The sequence below is a fragment of the Aquirufa rosea genome, from assembly GCF_004118285.1.
GTDB classification, from domain to species: Bacteria; Bacteroidota; Bacteroidia; order Cytophagales; family Spirosomataceae; genus Aquirufa; species Aquirufa rosea.
The window spans coordinates 16,795-39,775 of record NZ_SDHY01000001.1 but is presented as its reverse complement, the minus strand read 5'-3'; the positions used below and the strand labels follow the sequence as shown (position 1 = coordinate 39,775).

18 protein-coding genes are annotated in these 22,981 nt (G+C 37.0%); 13 read left to right on the top strand and 5 right to left on the bottom strand.

What is annotated here, in order from left to right; genetic code table 11:
* Window positions 1–94: 94 nt before the first annotated feature.
* On the top strand, window positions 95–1,684 hold the full coding sequence (locus ESB04_RS00180) for a peptide MFS transporter (protein WP_129025040.1): 1,590 nt from the start codon (window positions 95–97) through the stop codon (window positions 1,682–1,684).
* A gap of 5 nt (window positions 1,685–1,689) precedes the next feature.
* Window positions 1,690–2,388 carry a VIT1/CCC1 transporter family protein gene (locus tag ESB04_RS00175; RefSeq protein ID WP_129025038.1) on the top strand — a complete coding sequence of 233 codons (699 nt, stop codon included), beginning with the start codon at window positions 1,690–1,692 and terminating at the stop codon, window positions 2,386–2,388.
* Here ESB04_RS00175 and ggt read toward each other — a convergent pair.
* Complete coding sequence (gene ggt, locus ESB04_RS00170) at window positions 2,385–4,076, bottom strand: gamma-glutamyltransferase (RefSeq protein ID WP_129025036.1); 1,692 nt, start codon at window positions 4,074–4,076, stop codon at window positions 2,385–2,387. The two genes, ESB04_RS00175 and ggt, sit on opposite strands and share 4 nt — an antisense overlap.
* Before the next feature lie 122 nt (window positions 4,077–4,198).
* Here ggt and ESB04_RS00165 point away from each other — a divergent pair, with 122 nt between their 5' ends.
* On the top strand, window positions 4,199–5,452 hold the full coding sequence (locus ESB04_RS00165) for an aminotransferase class I/II-fold pyridoxal phosphate-dependent enzyme (protein ID WP_129025034.1): 1,254 nt from the start codon (window positions 4,199–4,201) through the stop codon (window positions 5,450–5,452).
* A 156-nt stretch (window positions 5,453–5,608) separates the two neighbouring features.
* Window positions 5,609–5,788, top strand: coding sequence for a histone H1 (locus ESB04_RS00160; protein WP_129025032.1), 180 nt, complete (start codon window positions 5,609–5,611; stop codon window positions 5,786–5,788).
* Window positions 5,789–5,843: 55 nt separating this feature from the next.
* Here ESB04_RS00160 and ESB04_RS00155 read toward each other — a convergent pair whose 3' ends face one another.
* On the bottom strand, window positions 5,844–6,248 hold the full coding sequence (locus ESB04_RS00155) for a MaoC family dehydratase (protein ID WP_129025030.1): 405 nt from the start codon (window positions 6,246–6,248) through the stop codon (window positions 5,844–5,846).
* A 62-nt stretch (window positions 6,249–6,310) separates the two neighbouring features.
* Between ESB04_RS00155 and ESB04_RS00150 the strand changes: the two genes are divergently transcribed.
* Both ESB04_RS00150 and dnaA read left to right on the top strand, forming a co-directional pair.
* Window positions 6,311–7,162 (top strand): diacylglycerol/lipid kinase family protein, encoded by an 852-nt coding sequence (locus tag ESB04_RS00150; RefSeq protein WP_129025028.1) that lies wholly within the window; start codon window positions 6,311–6,313, stop codon window positions 7,160–7,162.
* Between the two features lie 430 nt (window positions 7,163–7,592).
* Entirely contained in the window at window positions 7,593–9,011 is a 1,419-nt protein-coding gene (dnaA, locus tag ESB04_RS00145; RefSeq protein WP_129025026.1) for a chromosomal replication initiator protein DnaA, read from the top strand.
* A gap of 35 nt (window positions 9,012–9,046) precedes the next feature.
* Here dnaA and recA read toward each other — a convergent pair whose 3' ends face one another.
* A complete protein-coding gene (gene recA, locus ESB04_RS00140) occupies window positions 9,047–10,108 on the bottom strand; it encodes a recombinase RecA (protein ID WP_129025024.1) in 1,062 nt (353 codons plus the stop codon).
* Between the two features lie 162 nt (window positions 10,109–10,270).
* On the opposite strand from recA, the gene ESB04_RS00135 reads away from it, so the two are divergent.
* A complete protein-coding gene (locus tag ESB04_RS00135) occupies window positions 10,271–11,059 on the top strand; it encodes a DUF3108 domain-containing protein (RefSeq protein WP_164969548.1) in 789 nt (262 codons plus the stop codon).
* Here the strand turns inward: ESB04_RS00135 and ESB04_RS00130 are convergent.
* The gene (locus ESB04_RS00130) at window positions 11,051–12,346 is read right to left on the bottom strand and encodes a cryptochrome/photolyase family protein (RefSeq protein WP_129025020.1); all 1,296 of its coding nucleotides are present in this window, start codon (window positions 12,344–12,346) and stop codon (window positions 11,051–11,053) included. The genes ESB04_RS00135 and ESB04_RS00130 overlap by 9 nt on opposite strands.
* Window positions 12,347–12,510: 164 nt before the next feature.
* Here ESB04_RS00130 and queA point away from each other — a divergent pair, with 164 nt between their 5' ends.
* From queA to ESB04_RS00095, 6 genes are all read left to right on the top strand, one after another.
* Entirely contained in the window at window positions 12,511–13,563 is a 1,053-nt protein-coding gene (gene queA, locus ESB04_RS00125; protein ID WP_129025018.1) for a tRNA preQ1(34) S-adenosylmethionine ribosyltransferase-isomerase QueA, read from the top strand.
* A gap of 16 nt (window positions 13,564–13,579) precedes the next feature.
* Window positions 13,580–14,275 carry a 2-C-methyl-D-erythritol 4-phosphate cytidylyltransferase gene (locus tag ESB04_RS00120; protein WP_129025016.1) on the top strand — a complete coding sequence of 232 codons (696 nt, stop codon included), beginning with the start codon at window positions 13,580–13,582 and terminating at the stop codon, window positions 14,273–14,275.
* Window positions 14,272–16,644 carry an efflux RND transporter permease subunit gene (locus ESB04_RS00115; protein WP_129025014.1) on the top strand — a complete coding sequence of 791 codons (2,373 nt, stop codon included), beginning with the start codon at window positions 14,272–14,274 and terminating at the stop codon, window positions 16,642–16,644. The genes ESB04_RS00120 and ESB04_RS00115 overlap by 4 nt, the downstream gene beginning before the upstream one ends.
* 1 nt (window position 16,645) lies before the next feature.
* A complete protein-coding gene (locus ESB04_RS00110) occupies window positions 16,646–17,830 on the top strand; it encodes an MFS transporter (protein ID WP_129025013.1) in 1,185 nt (394 codons plus the stop codon).
* Window positions 17,831–18,128: 298 nt separating this feature from the next.
* Window positions 18,129–19,751, top strand: a complete 1,623-nt coding sequence (locus ESB04_RS00100; protein ID WP_129025009.1) for an NADP-dependent glyceraldehyde-3-phosphate dehydrogenase — start codon at window positions 18,129–18,131, stop codon at window positions 19,749–19,751.
* A gap of 104 nt (window positions 19,752–19,855) precedes the next feature.
* Window positions 19,856–21,247 (top strand): Gfo/Idh/MocA family protein, encoded by a 1,392-nt coding sequence (locus tag ESB04_RS00095; RefSeq protein ID WP_129025007.1) that lies wholly within the window; start codon window positions 19,856–19,858, stop codon window positions 21,245–21,247.
* A gap of 83 nt (window positions 21,248–21,330) precedes the next feature.
* On the opposite strand, the gene ESB04_RS00090 is transcribed toward ESB04_RS00095, so the two are convergent.
* Window positions 21,331–22,944 carry an ABC-F family ATP-binding cassette domain-containing protein gene (locus tag ESB04_RS00090; protein ID WP_129026108.1) on the bottom strand — a complete coding sequence of 538 codons (1,614 nt, stop codon included), beginning with the start codon at window positions 22,942–22,944 and terminating at the stop codon, window positions 21,331–21,333.
* Between the last annotated feature and the right edge of the window lie 37 nt (window positions 22,945–22,981).

Below are 22,981 nucleotides of genomic sequence, written 5' to 3'. Positions count from 1 at the left end.
TTCATTTTTTCTAATCGGTTTTCAGATTAAATCCTTTTCAGATTATCAAATTTTACAACATTCTTGTATCTTGGCACTTGTATTCATCAACCATATGTCAGAAAATTCCAGCAGTCACCCGAAAGGACTTTATGTTTTATACTCCACAGAAATGTGGGAACGTTTTAACTTTTATGGAATGAGAGCTTTGCTCTCTTTATTTTTAGTAAATGCCCTAGCTTTCAAACAAACTGATGCCTCAATTTTATACGGAGGTTTTTTAGGTTTAAGCTATTTGACTACCATGGCTGGGGGATATATATCAGACCGTTTTCTAGGAAATAGGAATTGTATCTTGATTGGAGGTATGGTAATGGCTATTGGTCAGTTATTCATGTTCTCTTCTGCTAGCACCTTTCAAATGGATTTATCTCTATCCCAAAATCTTATGTGGGGTGGATTGTTTTTTTTAATCATAGGAAATGGTTTTTTTAAGCCCAACATTTCCTCTATGGTAGGTCAATTATATCGTAAGGGAGATAACCGCTTAGATGCCGCATTTACCATTTTCTATATGGGAATTAATACGGGAGCACTCCTAGGTATGTTGATTTGTCCATTTTTAGGAGACGTAAAAGTAGACGGCATTCGAGTACTTGACGCATTTAAATGGGGATTCTTTGCCGCGGGAACAGCCATGCTGATTGGAACAATTTCCTTCTACTTTTTAAAAAACAAATACATCATTGACCCAGATGGAAGACCCGTAGGAGGTAAACCCTTCTCCGAAAATGAGAGTCAAATGGTATCTAATGAAACAGAAAAAGCCGAATTCAGCACTCAATCCATCATAAGCGCCATCATTTTATTTGTAGGACTAATTTTCACCTTCCATTATTTCTTTGTGACGGAAGAACCGAATGTTATTAAAGATTGGATTTATCCAGTCATATATTCCTCTGGAATTAGTTTAGCCTTTTTAATTATTACCGATAAAACTATTACCAGTATTGAGAGAAATCGAATTTTGGTCATGTACATCATCTCCTTTTTCGTAATTTTCTTTTGGGCTTCGTTTGAACAAGCGGGCTCCTCCTTGACTTTCATTGCCGACCAACAAACCGATTTACATTTCCTAGGAATAGAATTACCTCCAAGTTCCGTTCAAAATGCCAATTCATTTTTTATCATCTTGTTAGCCTTCCCATTTTCGTGGTTATGGATTTGGCTGAACAAAAGAGGATTGGAACCTAATTCACCGGCTAAACAGGCCATTGGATTATTATTGCTATCCATTGGCTATTTAATTATTGCTTCTCAAATCAAAAATTTAGGCTCGAGTAAATTGGGAGTTATTTGGCTCATTATCATGTACTTATTCCATACTATGGGAGAATTATGCTTATCTCCTATTGGTTTATCATTGGTATCCAAATTAGCTCCCAAAAGGTTTTCCTCTTTACTTATGGGTGTTTGGTTTTTAGCAAATGCGGCAGGTTACGCTTTGGCTGGAACTCTGGGTGCTTTACTTCCTCCAGCTGAACAGGTCGCAGGTCAAATGAAATTCCCAAGCTTCCTAGGATTTGAAATTCATAACTTATACGATTTCTTCATGCTTTTTGTTACCCTAACAGGGATAGCAGCAATAATATTATATGTTTTAGCCATTGGACCTCTTAAACGAATGATGCACGGCATTCGATAATCAATATGCACGGACCCGATCACCACCTTCACGAAAAACATTTAAAAAGTTCTGACTTCCTCACTGATGTGGTTATCGGGATGTCAGATGGTTTAACCGTTCCATTTGCCCTAGCTGCTGGTTTATCTGGTGCTGTTTCCAGTAATGATATCGTAACGACTGCAGGTGTTGCCGAGATTGTCGCAGGCTCTATTGCCATGGGCCTAGGGGGATATTTGGCCGGCATGACTGAAAAAGAGCATTATGAAGCTGAGTTAGCCCGTGAGTATGATGAAGTGGAGCGTGTACCTGAAAGGGAAAAAGAAGAAATTCGGGAGGTATTTGAGGATTATGGCCTTAGTCCAGAAGCTCAGGAAATAGTAGTTAATTGCATAGCAAGTGACAAAGACAAATGGGTCGACTTCATGATGCGATTTGAATTAGGTTTAGAAAAACCTAACCCAAATCGTGCCAGAAATTCCGCCTTAACCATAGGCATTTCCTATGCCTTGGGTGGGTTAATTCCTTTGTTACCTTACTTTTATTTAGAACATCCTGAAGATGGATTGATGTATTCGGCAGCAATAACTTTGTTCGCTTTGTTTGTTTTTGGTTATTTCAAAAGCAAAATAACTGGGCAACAACCCATCATTGGAGCATTAAAAGTTACCTCTATAGGAGCCGCCGCAGCTGGGGCAGCCTTCTTGGTAGCTAAAATGTTTTAATAGGCAGAAACAGTATCATCTCCCCTGGAATCGGCACCTCCCTGCAATTTCTTGTTAGGTAATACCAAAATTCCTTCTACGAGACCAATTCCGGAAACAGGCTGTAATTTGTATCCTTTTTCTTTCAATCGCTGGATTTGTTCGGGGGTAAATCGGTTTCTCTCAAAATTTACCTGATCAGGCAACCATTGATGATGAAAACGAGGGTACTCTACGGCTTGTTGCATGTTCATCCCCATTTCCAGTGTATTAATAATCACTTGAAATACAGACGTAATGATGGTGGAGCCACCTGGGGTTCCTACCACAAGCTTCAGTTGACCATTTTCTTCCACAATAGTAGGTGTCATACTAGAAAGCATTCTCTTTCCTGGTTGAATCTCGTTGGCTTTTGAGCCAACTAGACCATATAAATTAGGGGCACCTGCCTTTGCACTAAAATCATCCATTTCGTCGTTCAATAAAAATCCTGCACCGCCCACAAACACTTTACTACCATAACTATTATTTAAAGTAGTGGTAATAGCAACGGCATTTCCTTCCTTATCTACGATAGAATAATGGGTAGTCTCTGGACTTTCATAGCCAGGAAATTGACCTGCAGAAATGGAAGAACTTAAACTAGCTTTTTGAAAGCTAAAATCCTTCATTCGACCTTCTATGTAATTAATATCGGTTAATTCATTTTGAGGTACTTTAACAAAATCAGGATCTCCTAACCACTTGGCTCTATCAGCATAAACCCTTCTTTCAGCTTCTACCATTACCTGAATAGTTGAATCAGATTGAGGCCCCCATTTTGACAAAGGGAATGGTTCTACCATCTTCAACAATTGATTCAAGGCAATTCCTCCACTAGATGGTGGCGGCATACTAATAATCTTTTTACCCTTGTATTCAAAATCAACTGTATTCCTCCATACAGCTTGGTAGGCTTTCAAATCATTTTTATTGATAATGCCGCCCTGATGTTTCATTTCCTTTACAAGTAGGCGTGCTGTCTTGCCACGATAAAACCCTTTAGACTTTCTTTTGGCAATTCTCTCTAATGATTTAGCTAAATCTTCTTGGACAAATAAATCACCTTTTTGCCAGATGGATCCATCAGCTTTCATCATATAGCTTTTACCGGGATTGAAATGCAAAAAATCCTCTTTCTGATTGTTTAAACCTCTAGCTTCTTTTTCCGTCAAGACCACCCCTCTCCTAGCTAACTCAATAGATGGATTGACCAAATCAGCCCAAGCTAATTTCCCAAATCTTTGATGCATGGCCACCATCCCTGCCACCGCTCCAGGGACTCCAACTGAAAAGATGCCAGCCTGACTCTTACCCGGAATAATGGCCCCACCCTCATCAAGGTACATGTCTCTAAATGCCTTTAATGGTGCCTTTTCTCTAAAATCCAAGGCAAAAGTCTGGGCATGCTTATCTCTATAAACCAGAAAACCTCCACCACCAATGTTTCCTGCAGCTGGGTGACATACTGCTAGGGCAAAATTGACAGCTATGGCGGCATCGATGGCATTACCTCCCTGTTTTAAAATTTGTAATCCAATCTCACTGGCGGCTGGATGAGTAGATACAACCATACCATTATCGGATTCAATGACAGGTTTATTCGTTTGAGCAAACGTTAATGCACTCAAAAAACATAAAAAAACTACAGAGGAGAGAGTTTGTTTCATCTTGTAAACTTAAAATTAAAATCGTTCCTAACTTAAATGCTCCATGAGAGCGTTGCCATAACAAAAATATAATTTAACTTTGTGAATATTTTAAGTTTTTTTAATTAAAACAGATACTTACAGTGGATATTTTCGAGAAAGTTGTCAAAAACATGGGACCAATCGGTGCTCATGCGCATTACTCCCACCATTATTTTTCATTTCCAAAGTTAACCGGCGAACTTGGCCCAAGAATGACTTTTATGGGAAAAGAGATGCTCAACTGGTCATTAAATAATTATTTAGGATTAGCTAATCATCCAGAAGTAAGAAAAGCTGATGCCGATGCCGCTGCCAAATTTGGTTTAGCCTATCCAATGGGTGCACGTATGATGTCGGGAAATACGGATGAGCACGAGGAATTTGAAAGACAATTGGCTGAATTTGTTGGAAAAGAAGATTGTTTTCTATTGAATTATGGATATCAAGGTGTTATGTCTGTCATAGAATGTATGGTAGATCACCGTGATATCATTGTATATGATGCAGAATCACATGCTTGTTTAATCGATGGTATTCGTTTACACAAAGCCAAAATGGGAGATTACTACAAATTCAATCACAATGACATGGATTCATTGCGTAAGAATTTAGAACGTGCTACTAAAAAAACTCAAGAGACGGGTGGAGGTATTTTAGTGATTACGGAGGGTGTCTTTGGTATGTCCGGAAAAGTAGGAGCCTTAGATAAGATTGTGGAAATGAAAAAAGACTTCAATTTCCGTTTATTGGTTGATGATGCGCATGGATTTGGTACTATGGGAGCCAATGGAAAAGGAGTTGGAGAATTTTTAAATTGTACAGAAGGTATTGACCTATATTTCTCTACGTTCGCTAAATCTATGGCAGCGATTGGTGCATTTATTGCAGCACCTAAGGATGTAATTATGTATTTGAAATACAACATGCGCTCTCAAACTTATGCCAAAGCTCTACCTATGCCATTTGTGATTGGCGGCATGAAACGATTGGAGTTAATAAAAAAACACCCAGAGTTGAGAGAAAAATTATGGCAAAACGTTCGCGCACTTCAAAAGGGATTAAAAGAAAAAGGGTTTGATATTGGTGAAACTCAATCGCCAGTGACTCCAGTATTTTTACATGGAGAATATGACATTGCAGCAGTAACCTCCTTGGTGAGAGATTTACGTGAAAATATGGGAATTTTCTGCAGTATTGTTGTTTATCCTGTAGTTCCAAAGGGACAAATCATGTTGAGAATTATACCAACTTCGTCCCATAGCCAGGAAGATATCGACTATACAACAGAATGTTTTGCTGAGGTTCAAAAAAGATTAAAAGAGGGTTATTATAAGGTTTCAAACACCGCAAAATAAATTTTGCGAGCATTTTTTAACTTTTTTAACTTTTTTTTGGCTTTTTTTGTATAAATAGTTTGTGCAGATTAAGTTTTTTGCTAAATTTCGCCATATAAGCGCTTCAAACAGCGAAATAAGACAATCTATTTTTACAACCTACAAAATCAAATTATTATGAGCAGATTTGCACAAGTGAAAGACCTCGTTATGTCATTGGAATCCGATTTCGAAAAGTTCTACGATAAGGGAAATCAAGCAGCAGGAACTCGCGTTAGAGGTGGCTTACAGCAACTAAAAACTTTAGCTCAAGAAATTCGTACTGAAGTTCAAAATAAAAAGAACGAAGGAAAATAATTGATTAATTTCTTGAAAAGAAAAAGCCCGTTATGAGATAACGGGCTTTTTTCGTTTAAAACTTTTCTGCATTCATCGCTTTTCCTACTCCATCCACCATCAGCTTCCCTCTCTCTTTGTCAAATACCTGTGTTTGAATTTCTGCTGTATGCTTTAAAGTATCGATACTAATAACTTTAAATTTAGCTTGATAGACAACGTCCACATACAAAGGACGTTTAAACTCTGACAGTTGACTTATATACACACTCCCCTGACCAGGAAATTCCATTCCCATGACCCGAGAAAATACACTGGCTACTAATGCCCCATGAATGATTGGTTTTTTAAAAACGGTTTGAGCCGCGAAATGAGCATCCCAGTGTAAAGGATTAAAATCACCTGATATTTTACAAAAGTCATTTACTTGCTCCTGACTAAAACTAAAATCAATTTCGTAAGAATCTCCTACAGCGTACATATTAATGGATTATGGAATTAAAATGAAAATTTGAACCTAAATTGCAGTTGAAATTAAACAATATGATTCACTTTATTTACAACCCTAATTCTGGAAGCAAAAGTAATTTCACAAAAAAACAGATGCTTCGTAAATTAAAAGAGGTTGAAAATAGTCAGTTATATTTAACTGAATACGCTGGCCATGCAAGCCAATTAGCTCGAGAGGCTATTGAAACTGGTATTGAACGAGTTGTAGCTATTGGAGGCGATGGTACCATACATGAAGTTGCTAGTGTATTGGCCGGTAGTCAATCTGCCTTAGGAATCATACCAATAGGATCTGGAAATGGCTTAGCAAGGCACTTAAACATTCCACTTAGCTTTCAGAAAGCTCTGAATCGCGCTATTCAAGGAAAAGTTGTATCTATAGATGTTATTTATTGGAATAAAAAAGCCTTCTTTTGTACAGCGGGTATTGGATTTGATGCAGTAGTTGCTCATGTATTTGCGAAGGGAAATAAAAGAGGTTTATGGAATTACATGAAAGCTACCTTTCAATCTTTCTTTCATTATACCCCTGTTCAGATAATCTCAAAAGACAAAGGCGAGGAGCTCCTTTTTTCCATGACTATAGCCAATGCGAATCAATTTGGGAATAATGCTTTTATATCACCTTATTCCAATTTACAGGATGGCAACTTTGAGATAGTTAAAATTAAACCCTTAACTATTTGGGAATCAGCCCAACTTGGAATTAGCCTATTTTTAAAAAGTATCTCTAATCATAAAAAAGTGGCAATCCAATCCTGCAATAGATTTGAATTTGAGGTTCCTATAGGCACTTTTTGTCATATGGATGGAGAAAATTTACAGACCCATGATAGCCAACATCTCATAGAAATTATTCCCAATAATTTACAAGTAATCGTTTGATGATTAAAATTGTTCAAATTAGTTCAATAGCTTAAAAATCAAATATAACTAACTGATTTTCATGCAATTAATACAATTAATCATAAAAATCATTTAGACCATTTTTAAATAAATACGTTTTTGATTCAAAAATATTTTATTTTTTTTTCTTATATTTTTTCAAGGCAAAACATCCATGGAGTTCATAAAAATTGAACAATTTTTAGTTCCAAATTTTTGAGCATTTTTTTTACAGAAAATATGTACAAAATATTTTTTGTAAGATTTGCAACGACCTTGAATTTTACTATTTTTGTCTCCCCGCTTAAGCAAAACTTTACCGTTTTTCTTAGTACCCAAACCATTATTTGAATATTTAACATTTGAAGGTTGTCTTCAATGGCAATTACTTCAATAAGGATTTTTTTGACCTAAAAATTAGGAATATTATATGCAAATAGAAGTGACTGAATTGTGGAATAAATGCTTGGAAATTATCCGTGAGGATATTTCTGAGCAAAGCTTCACAACTTGGTTTAGCCCTATTGTTCCTCTTAAATTCCAAAATAGCACACTAACGATTCAGGTTCCCTCTCAATTCTTTTATGAATGGTTAGAAGAGAATTATGTTTCTTCTCTTAGGAAGGCTATTGATCATACGATTGGAAGACAAGGTATGTTGGAATATTCCATAATAGTGGATAAAGGAGATCGAAAAAACCCTACATTGTCTTTCAATATTCCTACTACGAACCAACAGTCCATACCTAAAGATTTAGGAAATAACCAAGCTGCAAAAAATCCATTCCAATTTAAAAATTTGGATTCATTGGAATTAGATTCTTACCTCATTCCAAAATATACGTTTGACAAATTCATTGAAGGTGATTGTAATCGTCTAGGTAGAGCAGCGGGTATGGCTGTTGCTAACAAGCCGGGTTTAACAGCATTCAATCCACTGATGATTTATGGTGGAGTGGGTTTGGGTAAAACACACTTGATTCAAGCTATCGGAAACGAAATTAAACATCAATATCCTGATAAGTTTGTATTGTACGTTTCCACTGAGAAATTCACGAATCAATTTGTTAATGCCATTCGTAATAACTCGATTGAGGCCTTTACCAATTTTTACCTACAAGTTGACGTACTTATCATTGACGACGTACAGTTCTTATCGGGTAAAGAGAAAACTCAAGAAACTTTTTTCAATATTTTCAATCATTTACATCAATCAGGTAAACAAATAATCCTATCCTCAGACCGTGCTCCAAGAGATTTAGCGGGCATGGAAGATCGTTTATTAAGCCGTTTTAAATGGGGCTTAACAGCTGACTTACAACAACCTGATTTTGAAACTCGTATTGCCATTATACAAAAAAAACTTCAAGATGATGGAATACAAATTGATTTTGAAGTTTTAGAGTACTTGGCTCATTCCATTCAGACCAATGTTAGAGAATTGGAAGGTGTGATTATATCCTTAATGGCTCAAGCCTCCTTAACCAGAAAAGAAATAGATCTAGAGCTAGCCAAGAATACCCTAAAAAGCATTGTAAACGAGCAAGAAAAAGAATTAAGTGTAGAAAATATATTAGAGGCAGTAACTAATCATTTTTCAGTAGATTTAAGTACATTACAAGGCAAGTGTCGTAAAAAAGAAAATGTCTTTCCTAGGCAGGTGGCAATGTATATGCTGAAAGAACTCACTAATCTTCCTTTAAAATCAATTGGTTATCACTTTGGTGGAAGAGATCACAGTACTGTAATTCATGCCGTACAATCCATTTCTGAGGCCATGGAAACAGATAAGTCGGTAGAAAAAACGGTTAAAAAATTATTTAACCGTTTTAACCTGAATGCCAATTAATTTTGAATTGAATAATCTGAATTAGCCTTTATTGCTTATTCAACGTTGGAACCAGTCTTATCTAACAGTGCAGACTCATCCCCCTTAACTTTTTCTTTAATCTTATCTTCTAACTCTTCCATCAACTCTGGGTTGTCTTTAATAAGGTCTTTTACAGCATCACGCCCTTGGCCTAATCGATTGCCATTATAAGAGAACCAAGAACCGGATTTATCAATCACTCCTAATTCTACCCCTAAATCCAAAATCTCACCTGCTTTAGATATACCTTCCCCGTACATGATATCAAATTCAACCACTTTGAAAGGTGGAGCTAATTTATTCTTAACTACTTTTACACGGGTACGATTTCCAGTAATGGAATCAGCACTTTCTTTGATTTGTCCTGCTCTACGAATATCTAGTCGGACAGAGGCATAAAATTTCAATGCATTACCTCCAGTAGTAGTCTCTGGACTTCCAAACATCACACCAATCTTATCTCTTAATTGGTTGATGAATATACAACAACAACCAGTTTTATTAATGGTACCCGTCAATTTACGTAAAGCTTGAGACATCAAACGTGCTTGTAAACCCATTTTTGAATCCCCCATTTCTCCTTCAATTTCCGCCTTAGGAACTAATGCAGCCACGGAGTCTATGACTATAATATCAATAGCACCTGAACTAATTAAGTGCTCTGCAATCTCTAAAGCCTGCTCACCATTATCAGGCTGAGAAATTAATAAGTTTTCCGTATCGATTCCCAATTTTTCTGCATAAGAACGATCAAAAGCATGCTCCGCATCAACGAAAGCCGCAATACCACCTGCTTTTTGAGCTTCAGCAATGCAGTGTAAAGTTAAGGTCGTTTTACCTGATGATTCTGGTCCATATATCTCAACAATTCTTCCCCTTGGGACTCCACCAATTCCCAAAGCTAAATCAAGGCCCAAAGAACCTGTAGAAATAACAGGTACATCCATGACTTTGCTATCCGAAAGACGCATGACCGTCCCTTTTCCGTATGCTTTATCTAATTTTTCTAAAGTGGTTTGTAAGGCTTTTAGTTTTTCAGTTGAAAAGCCTTGAGCTTCGCTCGCTTGTTTTGCCATGGTATGTTAATTGATAAAATGGTATTTATTAGCATCAAAATTTTTCACTTGTTTCAGCTTAACAAAAATAGGAAATAGCCACTAATATTTTATCAAATTAGCTGATAATCTGTCCACATGTTTCTATTATACTTATCTTGCTTAAAAATGAGCCTTAGCCCTTTGAAAACATCTAATTTTACCCTTTTAATTTTATTGTTTTTTCAAGTTTTTCGATTAACTGCCCAAGAAAAAGACATATTAATCGGAGGAGAACAACTTAAATATAGAATTCATTTAGGTTTTATCAATGCCGCTGAGGCAAATATCAGAAGTAGTAGCAATCTAGGTTCCATTCGACAAATACCAACTCGTAAAATTGAGATTGAGGGAAAAACACTAGGAATATTCAATGTATTTAGTCCTTTATTGGATGTTTGGGTTTCACATATTGATCCTTCGACCTTATTACCTGTAAAAGCTGAAATGAACAAACGAGAGGGTCGTTATAGGAAACAGGAGGTGGTCGACTTCTATCACGACAAAGGTATTGCGCAAATTTCCTCTCCTCAAAATAGCCCCAAGGATAAAAATTTAGCCATTTCTAATTCCATGCTCGACTTGATATCAGGTTATTATTTTTTGAGAAAGAAAAATCTTCAGGATTTGGAAATTGGCCAAAAAATGAGCGCCAAAATATTGGTAGATGGTCAAGTCTATGAAATTTGGTGTGTGGTCAAGGGCTTTGAAAAGGTGGAAAGCAAATTTGGAACTAAAAATTGCATTCGCACTTCCTTGGTACTACCTAAAAATAATTTGTTTCAAGACAAGGATGCCATTCGACTTTGGATAAGTCAAGATAATTACCAGATACCATTTAAAATGGAAGTTAATTTAAAGATTGGCTTTTTGAGTATAGATTTGGAAGACTATAAAATTGCCGGAAAAACTATTTACACGGCCCTACCCTAAGGCTTGTTTATAAACCTCCAAGACACGTTTTCGTGCTACCTCATGTTCAACGATGGGAGCAGGATAAGTAAATTCTTGAAATTCAGGAACCCATTTTTTGATATAGATAAGCTCTTTGTCGAACTTTTGGGTTTGCAAATAAGGATTAAATACTCGGAAATAGGGAGCTGCGTCACATCCAGAACCTGCCGCCCATTGCCAGCCACCATTATTGGCTGAGAAATCAAAATCCAGCAAATGACTAGCAAAATATGCCTCTCCCCATCTCCAATCGATCAGTAAATGCTTGATTAAAAAGCTAGCAACTATCATTCTTACTCGATTATGCATGAAGCCTGTTTGATTCAATTCACGCATTCCTGCATCCACTATCGGGTAGCCCGTTTGTCCATTCATCCAGGCTTCAAATTCCTTTTCATTATTTTTCCATTGAATTTTATCATATTCACGTCTAAAAGAATACCCCTGTCCAATATGAGGAAAATGGTAGGTAATATTGAAGTAAAAATCCCGCCATATTAATTCATTTAACCAAGTTTCAGAATTTGCAAGGGCTCTATTGATTAGATCCCTAATAGAAACTGTTCCAAAACGTAAATGAACCGAAAGATGAGAGGTTGCATCTAATCCTGGAAAGTCGCGCTGTGCTTGATAACACTGAATAAGCTCATCTGAAATTTGAGTAGAAGGAAATAGTTTCCCTGAAATGCCAAATCCTATTTGTTCCAAAGAGGGCATTTCAAAATGGGCAGGCAAATATTGGGAAATCGTCTCAGATGGATAGGCTTGAACCCCTTTAACTTGCAACGTTTCTTTCCATTTACGGGAATAGGGAGTAAAAACCGTATATGGCGTTTGCTGCCCAGTTAGAATTTCATTTTTCTCAAAAATGACTTGATCCTTATGGGACTCAAAATGTATGCCAAGAGAAAGCGCCCAATCTTTAACCTCATTATCCCGCTGAATGGCATAGCTTTCATAATCATGATTACTATAAATTTGCTTAATATCATATTGATTGGCAATTTGTTTAAATACATCTATGGGTTTACCATGATGAATCCACAAATCACCTCCTCGCTGATTTATCTCTTTTTTCAATTCCTTTAAAGATTCATGAATAAATTCTACGCGGGCATCTTTTTTGTTTTCCAAGCGAGATAATATCTCCACATCGAAAATAAAAATGGGCAAGACCAGAAAGGAAGAATTCAAGGCATGAAATAGCCCTACATTGTCATGAATACGCAAATCTCTTCGAAACCAAAAAATTGAAATCTCTGTCATAATTAATCAAATTCAATTTGATAACTCCAGCTAAATGAGAATGTTTAAAAATTACCTTGACAAGCCCCCCTTCAAAAGTGTATATTTGTCAATTGTTTTTAATTATTCAAAAATAAACGAAGAATAAATTCATTTTTCGTTTTTCATTTTCAAACCCCACACGAATGAAATTATCTGAATTCAGATTTGATTTACCTCAAAGTTTAATTGCATTACATCCTACTGACAACCGTGAAGACGCTCGTATGATGGTGGTCAATAGAAAAAATAAAACCATTGAACATAAAAAATTCACCGATATCGTGGATTATTTTGGAGAAGGAGATGTATTGGTGACTAACAATACCAAAGTATTTCCTGCCAGATTATATGGTAACAAAGAAAAAACTGGTGCTCAAATTGAGGTATTTTTATTAAGAGAGCTCAATAGAGAACATCGTTTGTGGGATGTTCTAGTAGATCCAGCGAGAAAAATTCGTGTTGGAAATAAATTATATTTTGGAGATTCTGATCTTGTAGCTGAGGTTATTGACAATACTACTTCAAGAGGTAGAACGATTCGGTTTCTATATGACGGAGATCATGATGCTTTGATGGCTGCCATCCATGAATTGGGTGAAACACCCCTTCCTGACGAAATTCGTTCTAAAAGAGAGGCTACTCCGGAAGATGCGGATCGTTTTCAAACAATTTATGCTGAGCATGTGGGTGCCGTAGCAGCTCCAACCGCTGGATTGCACTTCTCCAAGATTATCATGAAGAGAATGGAATTAAATGGAGCACAGTTCACTCCTATCACCTTGCACGTGGGTCTAGGAACTTTCCGTCAAGTGGATGTAGAAGACTTAACCAAGCACAAAACGGACTCTGAGCACTTCATCATTACTCAAGAAACTTGTGATTATGTGAATCAAGCAATTGACAATAAGAAACAAGTTTTATCTGTGGGAACTACGGTAATGAAAGCTTTAGAATCCTCTGTTTCAGCTAGTGGACATTTAAAACCCATCAATAGCTGGACGGATAAGTTCATTTTCCCTCCATACGAGTTTAAAATTCCAACTGCCTTGTTGACTAATTTCCATTTGCCTGAATCCATCCTATTGATGATGACTTCTGCATTTGGAGGATATGAATTGATTAACGAAGCTTATCAACAAGCCATCAAAGAAAAATACCGTTTCTTTAGCTATGGTGATGTGATGTTAATTATCTAATTAAAAAGGGTTTGTTTTGAAGAAATATGCCATTATTGTTGCGGGAGGTACTGGACAGCGAATGAAAAGTGCCGTTCCAAAACAATTTTTGTTACTTCAAGGCAAACCTATTTTATATCACACTTTACGTCAGTTCAAAAAAGCCTATTCGGACATTGAATTGATTCTTGTTCTTCCTGAAGATCAATTTTCTTTTTGGCAGAGCCTTTGCCAAGAACATCCTGAGATATTGGAAAATTGTCCTCATCAATTAATTCCTGGAGGAGCTACTCGCTTTCATTCTAGTCTGCAAGGCATTCAGGCCATTCCATCATATACAAAATGCTTGGTGGCCATCCATGATGGAGTAAGACCCTTAGTCTCTATTGCTAGCATTCAGGCTGCATTTCATCATGCCGAAAAATTTGGAAATGCTATTTTGGCTGTATCCAGCAAAGATTCCATTCGTCAATGGGATGAAACCGATAACACGTATATATCCTTAAACAGGGAACACATTAAAATCATTCAGACTCCACAGGTTTTTGAGATATCGCTTCTACGAAAAGCTTATGAACAAGACTACCAGGATTATTTTACGGATGATGCTAGTGTAGTGGAACAATTAGGCATAATCATCCAATTGGTAGAAGGAAGTTATTCCAATATTAAAATTACTACACCAGAGGATCTGCTAATAGCAGAAGCTCTGAAGTCAACCATTGAATCATGAAAAATGCCTGGGATTGGATTGGATCCAATATTTTAAAACACAAAATTGCTATTTTAATTTTCTTAGCTGTAGCCACAGTCGGATTGATATATACAGCTATTCAAATACAATTAAGTTATGAATTAGCTAAAATTCTACCTAAGTCAGACTCTCGTTTTCAACTTTACGAAAACTTCAAGAAAAAATACGGTGAAGACGGAAATGTGATGGTTATTGGATTAGATAACCCAGACCTTTTTACGCCCAAAGAATTTGATGCCTGGAAAAATCTAAGCGAACAAATCAAACAACAATCGGGCATTAAAAACATATTGTCCTTACCTAATTTGCCCGAAGTTTACATTGATAGCCTGGACAAAAAATTCAAAACGAGAACTATATGGGATGCCAGCTTGCCAACCACTCAAGCAAGACTAGATAGCCTAAAAAGCAAATTGGGGAAACTTCCTATTTTTACTAATTTTTTATACACGGATAATTACCGAGTACACTTATTATTGATCACTTTCGACCAAAAAACCATCAATGATAAAGGTAGAATTACTTTAGTTAAAAAAATCAAACAATTAGGTGATGAGTATCGACTAAAGACTAAGAGAGAGATTCATTATTCAGGAATGCCCTTTATTCGTACGGAATATACCTCTCAAGTGACCAAAGAATTGATGATCTTTTTAGGATTGGCGATCTTGGTAACCTCCCTCATTTTACTCTTCTTTTTTAGATCAATCAAAGTCGTTTTTTTCGCTTTGGTTGTCATTATCATTGGAATACTTGCCTCCTTGGCCACCATCGTTTTACTGGGCTTTAAAATAACCTTACTATCGGGTTTAATACCTCCATTGATTGTTGTCATAGGTATTCCCAATGTCATTTTCCTTTTAAACAAATACCATGAAACCTATATACAAACACAGGACAAATTGTTCTCACTCAAAGAGAGTGCATCCAAAGTGGGCAGAACGCTTTTTTTAGCCAATTTAACTACATCTATTGGCTTTGGTGTATTTAGTTTTACCGGTTCTGGACTTTTGGTTGAATTTGGGATAGTGGCCTCTTTGAACGTGATGATAACCTTTGTTTTGTCATTATTATTGATCCCAATTTTCTTTAGTTTTCAAGCCCCACCTCAAGCCAAAGATTTGGCTCATTTTGAATCCAAACGCGTAAATACTTTTTTATTGAGGGTAGAGAATTGGGTTTTCTTTCACAGAAAATATATTTATACTACCGTTGTTGTATTATTAATTATTTCTGTCAATGGCTTACTGAAAATAAAGGCCATTGGATTTATAGTCGATGATTTACCCAGAGAAAACGCTATATATACCGATTTGAAATTTATAGAGAAACATTTTCATGGTATTATTCCATTTGAAATCTCGGTAGATGCCCAAACTCCCGGAAAAGCCTTAAGTCCAGAAATATTATCCAAAATAAAAAGGACGGAAAAGCTCATGACCCAATACCCAGAATTTACCTCTGGACTTTCCATTTTGACAGCTACCAAATACTTATACCAAGTCTATCGTGGAGGAGATCCCAAGTATTATGTGTTGCCGGGCATCGATGAATTAAATAAGTTAAAAGATTTCCAATCCAGTTTATCTGGCAAATCCAATCTATTTGCTGGATTTATTGATAAGGATAGGCAACACACAAGAATTTCCTATCAAATGGCAGATGCTGGTACGGTTAGAACGAAAGAGTTATACACTATTCTGCAGCCAAAAATTGATAGTATATTTAGAACTGATCCCGAAACAGGTGAAATTTTGGCCAAAGATAATCCTAAAGCTTATCAGGCAGATGTGACGGGGAATTCTGTTATCAATTCATTCAATACGGAATATTTACAGACTAATTTAATTGAGAGTACCATTACTGCGATAGTACTGATTTGCCTACTAATGGCCTTTTTATTTAGGTCTTGGAAGATGGTTATCATATCAACCTTACCTAGTCTAATTCCACTGATTATTACGGCTGGAATTATGGGCTATTTTGATATTGCATTAAAGCCGAGTACCATTCTTATCTTTTCCATTGCCTTTGGTATTTCAAGCGATGGGACCATTTACTTTTTAACTCGATATAAAGAGGAATGGTTGAAGCATGAAATGAACGTTAAAAAAGCCGTACAAATCACCATTCAAAAAACGGGAGTTTCGATGTTTTATACGGCCATGATTCTATTTTTTGGATTTTTTATTTTTACGGCCTCTACTTTCAAGGGAACTCAGGCCTTGGGGATTTTAGTTTCCATCACGCTACTAATGGCTATGATTTGTAATTTAATTCTACTTCCAGCCTTTTTAATGGGTTTAAACAAAAATGAAATTAACTCAATAATTGAGGAGGAAATTTAGCATGGTAATCAAGGAAGAAAAAATCTATACGATTCCTTTTTGGCTACTTTGTACCAGTAATTTCTTGTTTGCGGCTAGTTTTTCTATGATTATCCCTGAACTACCAGATTATTTGGCAGCCATGGGAGGTAGTGAATACATTGGCTATATCATTGCCTTGTTTACCTTAACCGCGGGCTTAAGTAGACCTTTCTCTGGTAAATTAACGGACCATATTGGTAGGGTTCCTGTCATGGCCTTTGGTTCTATCGTCTGTTTTATTTGTGGAGGAATTTATCCCTTGGTGCATTCGGTACACGCCTTTTTATTATTGAGATTTGTACATGGCATGTCGACTGGCACCAAACCAACAGCCACTTCTGCTTATGTAGCAGACATTATTCCGGAACACCGTAGAGGAGAGGCACAAGGAACATTGGGTATTTTTACTGCTACGGGGATGTCCATAGGCCCAAGTATTGGATCAGGATTAGCCAATTTTATGGGATTAGATGTCATGTTTTATGTTTCTTCCCTGTTTGCTTTGGCATCCATAGTGATCTTAATGCGATTAGAAGAAACTCTTCCCAAAAGTATGAAGAGTCGATTTTCTTTGAAATTATTTAAAATCAATTGGAAAGATGTCTTTGAACCAAAGATTGCGCCCGTTTTCATCATCATGATTTTAATGGCTTTTTCTTCAGGGGTAGTTGTGACATTACTTCCAGATACAACCAAACTAGTGGGTTGGCACAACAAGGGACTGTATTTTACCATTTATACGATTGCTTCCATTTTTGTCCGCTTTTTCTTTGCCAAAAGTTCTGACAAATATGGCCGAATTCCCGTTTTAATCATTTCTTGCATATTTTTATTAGCTGGCATGTTTTTATTGGCACTTCCTGCCTCAGCCATTACATTGGTCATTTCAGCCATTCTATATGGAATTTCTTGGGGCTTCTCCACTCCTACCTTGGCTGCCTGGACTACCGATCTGGCACATAAAAATCACATGGGACGTGCTATGGCGACCATGTATATTGCTTTGGAAATGGGAATAGGTATTGGAGCCTTTTTATCAGGATATATGTATCAAGGAATTAGCCAAATGATCCCAATACCCTTTTTCATAGCCGGATTATTAGCTAGTATTGCATTAGTCTTACTATTGAGCTTCCGGAAAAACTGGACACAACATGGATTTTGAAACCTATTTAATCAGTAAAAAAATAGATGAGTTGGCTTTTAAAACCAATGACATCGACCTCTATTCTACTTGGCTTTATGAATTTAATCAGCTGCATGAAGTCAGTTTTACAGATCAAAAGCGATTTCAGATCAATCGGATAAGAAGAAAATATCCCTTGAATTCAACAATTAATTCCTAGCTATTTTAGATTTTTTATAAAAATTTGATAAAATAGTATGACTATTCAAATAATACGTGCCACGAATTCTTTGAATAGTTCAAATAGCTGAAATTTGCGACCATAAAAATACAACCTATGCAATCGAGTGAATTAGAAAAACTGTTTCCAAAAGAAGGTGAAATTCCGAAAGAATATGATTTGGTAAAACCAATCGAACAAAGAGAATATTTAGTCAATGGTGAAATGCGTCAGTGGAAAGGCAAGACACAAGATGTCTGGTCTCCCATTTACGTAAAGTCTGAAAAAGGATTTGAACCCAAAAGAATTGGCTCCTACCCTATAACCGATGCTACTGACGCTATGGAAGTATTGTATGCAGGAGTAAAAGCCTATTCCAATGGTCGAGGAGAATGGCCATCTATGTCTGTTGACAAGCGCATAGAATGTGTGGAAAAATTCACACAAAAGATGATTTTGAAGCGTGACGAGGTTGTTAAATTATTAATGTGGGAAATCGGTAAATCATTGACCGATTCACAAAAGGAATTTGACAGAACCGTACAATATATTTATGATACGATAGGTGCTTTAAAGGACATCGATAGAAATTCCTCTACTTTTTTAATTGAAGAGGGAATCATCGGTCAGGTTCGTCGTTCACCATTAGGCGTGGTATTATGTATGGGACCATTTAATTACCCATTAAATGAGACCTTCACCACTTTGATTCCAGCCCTAATTATGGGTAATACGGTATTATTCAAACCACCTAAACACGGTACCTTATTACACTATCCATTGCTTGAAGCTTTCAGAGAATCCTTTCCTCCAGGTGTAATTAACACCTTGTATGGCCGAGGAAACTCCATTATTCCACAATTAATGGAATCAGGAAAAATTGATGTGTTGACTTTAATTGGTTCCTCTAAGGTGGCCGACAAATTGAAGAAAATGCACCCAAAAGTGAATCGTTTACGAGCCATTTTAGGTTTGGATGCTAAAAATGCGGCTATTGTGACAGAGAGCGCACAATTAGATAACGCGATCAATGAATGTTTATTGGGCTCCTTATCCTTCAATGGGCAACGCTGCACTGCTATCAAAATCATTTTTGTACATAGCAGCTTAGCAGAAGCATTTAATAAAGGCCTAGCTGAGAAAATTGAAGCCATTAAAGTAGGTATGGTTTGGGATCCTGGAGTACAAATTACCCCTCTTCCAGAACCCAATAAGCCAGCCTATTTGAAAGAGTTGATTGAAGATGCCAAATTACATGGCGCCAAGGTACTAAATAAGCATGGTGGTGAAAATGCCAAGTCCTTGTTTTTCCCTGCCTTACTTTATCCAGTTAACAAAAAGATGAAAGTATGGTCTGAGGAGCAATTCGGACCGGTAGTACCCGTGGTGCCTTTTGATGACATCAATGTACCAATCGATTATATTCATGAATCATCACATGGCCAGCAGGTAGCGATTTTTGGAACAGACCCGAATCAGATCTCTGCCTTGATCGATGAAACAGTTAATCAGGTTTCTCGTGTCAACATCAATGCGCAATGTCAACGTGGACCGGATTCATTCCCATTCACAGGACGTAAAGATTCAGCAGAGGGAACACTTTCGGTAACGGCAGCGCTTCGCTCCTTCTCCATCAGAACTGTGGTAGCCACCAAAGCTACTCAAGCCAACAAGGATATTGTGAACCAAATTGTTGAAAACCAACAATCGAATTTCTTATCTACTAGATTTATCCTGTAATCTAAATTTGTTGAATTCAAACCCTAATTTTTCCTTTACAGGTTAGATTAGGGTTTTTTATTTCCAGATAATTTGTAATTTGGAAAACACAAAAGCTGCATAAAATGGAAAAAAGTAGACGAAAATTCATTCAATCATTGAGTGCCAGTACCTCATTATTATTGGGAGGTATTCCATTATTAGGGGCAGATGAGCGCCCATTAACTCAAATTCTGGAAAAGATTAAAGTTAGTCCGAATGACACGATTCGTATTGGACTAATTGGATCAGGAATCATAGGGCATTACGACACGACTACGGCTCTTAAAGTACCAGGCGTAGAACTGGTAGCTGTAGCAGATTTATATCAAGGTCGTTTAGATCGGGCGAAAGAAAAATGGGGTAAAGACATCTTTGTTACAAGAAATTACAAGGAAATTTTAGATAAAAAAGATATCGATGCTGTGTTGGTTTGTACCAGCGACCATTGGCATGATCATATCACCATAGATGCCTTAAAAGCTGGTAAACATGTGTATTGTGAAAAACCTATGGTTCACCACGTAGAAGAAGGTTTGGCCGTAGTGGCAGCTCAAAAAGCTAGTGGAAAAGTGTTACAGGTAGGTTCACAGCGAGCAAGCTCGGTAGTATTTCAAGAGGCTCGTAAATATTACATGCAGGGTATCATCGGGGAAATTACTTATGTAGAAGCCTATACCGACCGAAATTCCGCTAATGGAGCTTGGCAATATTCGATTCCAACAGATGCTAGTTTACAAACAATATCTTGGGATAGCTTTTTAGGAGATGCCCCTAAAGTAGCTTTTGATCCTGTACGTTTCTTCCGCTGGAGAAATTACAAGGCCTATGGAACGGGAGTTGCGGGAGATTTATTTGTGCATAATGTGACCGGTTTACATACAGTTACCAATTCACTAGGACCTGAAAGAATTTATGCCCAAGGAGCATTAAACTACTGGAAGGATGGTCGAGATGCCTATGACTTATTGACAGGTTTCATGACCTACGGGAAAACGGAAAATCACAATGCCTTCCAATTCATGACAAGAGTAAACCTAGCCGATGGTGCTGGTGGTGGTGAAGGTTCTAGATTTATTGGCACTGAAGGGGTTATTGAAGTCAAAAACAGAGGTATCAAAATCAAACATTTCAAACGTGCTAAAGTTGCCTCCATGGGTGGATATGATTCACTAGAAAGTTTCCCTAAAGCCATGCAAGAGGCCATGTTGGCTGAATATAATGCCAAATACAGTCCAGATGATAGAAAGATGAAAGTATTGGATGAAATAGAATTCAATGCCCCGCAAGGTTATGATGATCGTTTAGATCATTTTACTAATTTCTTTGACTCTATTCGTACTGGAAAGCCCGTGTTTGAGGATGCGTCCTTTGGATTGCGTGCTGCGGGACCATCGGTATTGTGTAATACTTCCGTGGAAATTGGTAAACCAATTGAATGGGATGCTTTGAATATGAAAGTAAAGAAATCGAAATAATAACCTTAAAATTTCTATTTCGAAAGAACATAAAAAATGGTCAACATCACAGTTGACCATTTTTTTATTCCTGTCTTTATTAATTATAATCCAGCTCTTTGTGCTTTCACAGCCGGGTCTGTAATAAATTCATCGTAAGTCATCAATTTATCCAAATACGATTTTGGTCCTAATTCAATCACACGATTGGCAACCGTATTGGTTAATTGATGGTCATGGCAAGTAAACAGAATAGTTCCTGGGAATTCAACCATACCATTATTTAACGCAGTAATAGACTCCAAATCCAAGTGATTGGTGGGTTCATCAAATAATAATACATTGGCACCTGACAACATCATTCTAGAAAACATGCAACGTTGTTTCTCCCCTCCTGAAATGACCGTACATTTTTTCAATGCCTCATCGCCAGAGAATAACATTCTACCCAAGAAACCGCGGATAAAACTTTCATCTTTCTCCGTGGAATACTGACGTAGCCAATCAACTAAATTCAAGGAATCATCCTTAAAATAAGAAGCATTATCATTAGGTAAATAAGTCTGTGTAGTGGTTACTCCCCATTTGTACTCTCCAGAAGAAGCTGTTTTTTCTCCCATCAACACATCAAATAGCGCAGTAATCGCCAAAGAATCTTTAGCTAAGAAGGCTACTTTATCGCCCTTGTTGATGGTAAAAGACAAGTTTGAAAAAAGGGTTATTCCTTCCTCAGTAACATAGCTCAAATTATCTACACTCAATAACTGGTCACCCGCTTCACGTTCAGGTTTAAAATTAATGAATGGGTATTTCCTAGAAGATGGCTTAATGTCTTCCACCTGTAGTTTATCCAACATTTTTTGACGAGCGGTAGCCTGTTTTGATTTAGCCACATTGGCAGAAAAGCGACGGATAAACTCTTCCAATTCTTTTCTTTTCTCATCCGTTTTCTTGTTCTGATCAGCGCGTTGTCTTGCCGCCAATTGAGAAGATTCATACCAGAAAGTATACGTTCCGCCATAGAGTTGAATCTTTCCAAAATCTAGGTCAGCAATATGAGTACACACATTATCCAAAAAGTGACGGTCGTGGGATACCACAATTACCGTATTTTTAAAATTTTGCAAATAACCCTCTAACCACATGATGGAATCAATATCCAAGTTGTTGGTAGGCTCATCCAACAATAATATATCAGGATTACCGAACAATGCTTGCGCTAAAAGTACTTTTACTTTCTCTGATCCATTGATATCCTTTAATAATGAATAATGAATGTCTTCTTTAATTCCCAATCCACTTAATAAAGTAGCAGCTTCCGATTCGGCCTCCCAACCATTTAATTCGGCAAATTCTGCTTCTAAATCCGCTGCCTTATTCCCATCTTCTTCGGTAAAATCCTCTTTCATGTAAATAGCATCTTTCTCTAACATGATATCATAAAGACGCTTATTTCCCATAATCACCGTTTGAAGCACAGGAAATTCTTCATATTCAAAGTGATTTTGCTTTAAAATCGACATCCGCTCACCAGGATTCATGGTCACGCTTCCGGTTTGTGATTCAATTTCACCAGACAAAATTTTCAAAAAGGTAGATTTACCAGCACCATTGGCGCCTATTAATCCATAACAGTTTCCTTCCGTAAATTTGATATTTACTTCTTCGAATAATACTCTTTTCCCAAATCGTAGGGAAACATTGGACACCTGCAGCATAGCGGAATTAATTAAATAAGGCGCAAAATTACTCATT

Excerpts from the sequence above, each read along its gene's own strand:
- dnaA (WP_129025026.1), top strand. The coding sequence starts at position 7,593 with ATGCAAATAGAAGTGACTGAATTGTGGAATAAATGCTTGGAAATTATC.
- ESB04_RS00155 (WP_129025030.1), bottom strand. The coding sequence starts at position 6,248 with ATGTACGCTGTAGGAGATTCTTACGAAATTGATTTTAGTTTTAGTCAG.
- ESB04_RS00100 (WP_129025009.1), top strand. The coding sequence starts at position 18,129 with ATGCAATCGAGTGAATTAGAAAAACTGTTTCCAAAAGAAGGTGAAATT.
- ESB04_RS00090 (WP_129026108.1), bottom strand. The coding sequence starts at position 22,944 with ATGCTGCAGGTGTCCAATGTTTCCCTACGATTTGGGAAAAGAGTATTA.
- ESB04_RS00115 (WP_129025014.1), top strand. The coding sequence starts at position 14,272 with ATGAAAAATGCCTGGGATTGGATTGGATCCAATATTTTAAAACACAAA.
- ggt (WP_129025036.1), bottom strand. The coding sequence starts at position 4,076 with ATGAAACAAACTCTCTCCTCTGTAGTTTTTTTATGTTTTTTGAGTGCA.
- ESB04_RS00095 (WP_129025007.1), top strand. The coding sequence starts at position 19,856 with ATGGAAAAAAGTAGACGAAAATTCATTCAATCATTGAGTGCCAGTACC.
- ESB04_RS00180 (WP_129025040.1), top strand. The coding sequence starts at position 95 with ATGTCAGAAAATTCCAGCAGTCACCCGAAAGGACTTTATGTTTTATAC.
- ESB04_RS00175 (WP_129025038.1), top strand. The coding sequence starts at position 1,690 with ATGCACGGACCCGATCACCACCTTCACGAAAAACATTTAAAAAGTTCT.
- ESB04_RS00160 (WP_129025032.1), top strand. The coding sequence starts at position 5,609 with ATGAGCAGATTTGCACAAGTGAAAGACCTCGTTATGTCATTGGAATCC.
- recA (WP_129025024.1), bottom strand. The coding sequence starts at position 10,108 with ATGGCAAAACAAGCGAGCGAAGCTCAAGGCTTTTCAACTGAAAAACTA.
- ESB04_RS00150 (WP_129025028.1), top strand. The coding sequence starts at position 6,311 with ATGATTCACTTTATTTACAACCCTAATTCTGGAAGCAAAAGTAATTTC.
- ESB04_RS00110 (WP_129025013.1), top strand. The coding sequence starts at position 16,646 with ATGGTAATCAAGGAAGAAAAAATCTATACGATTCCTTTTTGGCTACTT.
- queA (WP_129025018.1), top strand. The coding sequence starts at position 12,511 with ATGAAATTATCTGAATTCAGATTTGATTTACCTCAAAGTTTAATTGCA.
- ESB04_RS00130 (WP_129025020.1), bottom strand. The coding sequence starts at position 12,346 with ATGACAGAGATTTCAATTTTTTGGTTTCGAAGAGATTTGCGTATTCAT.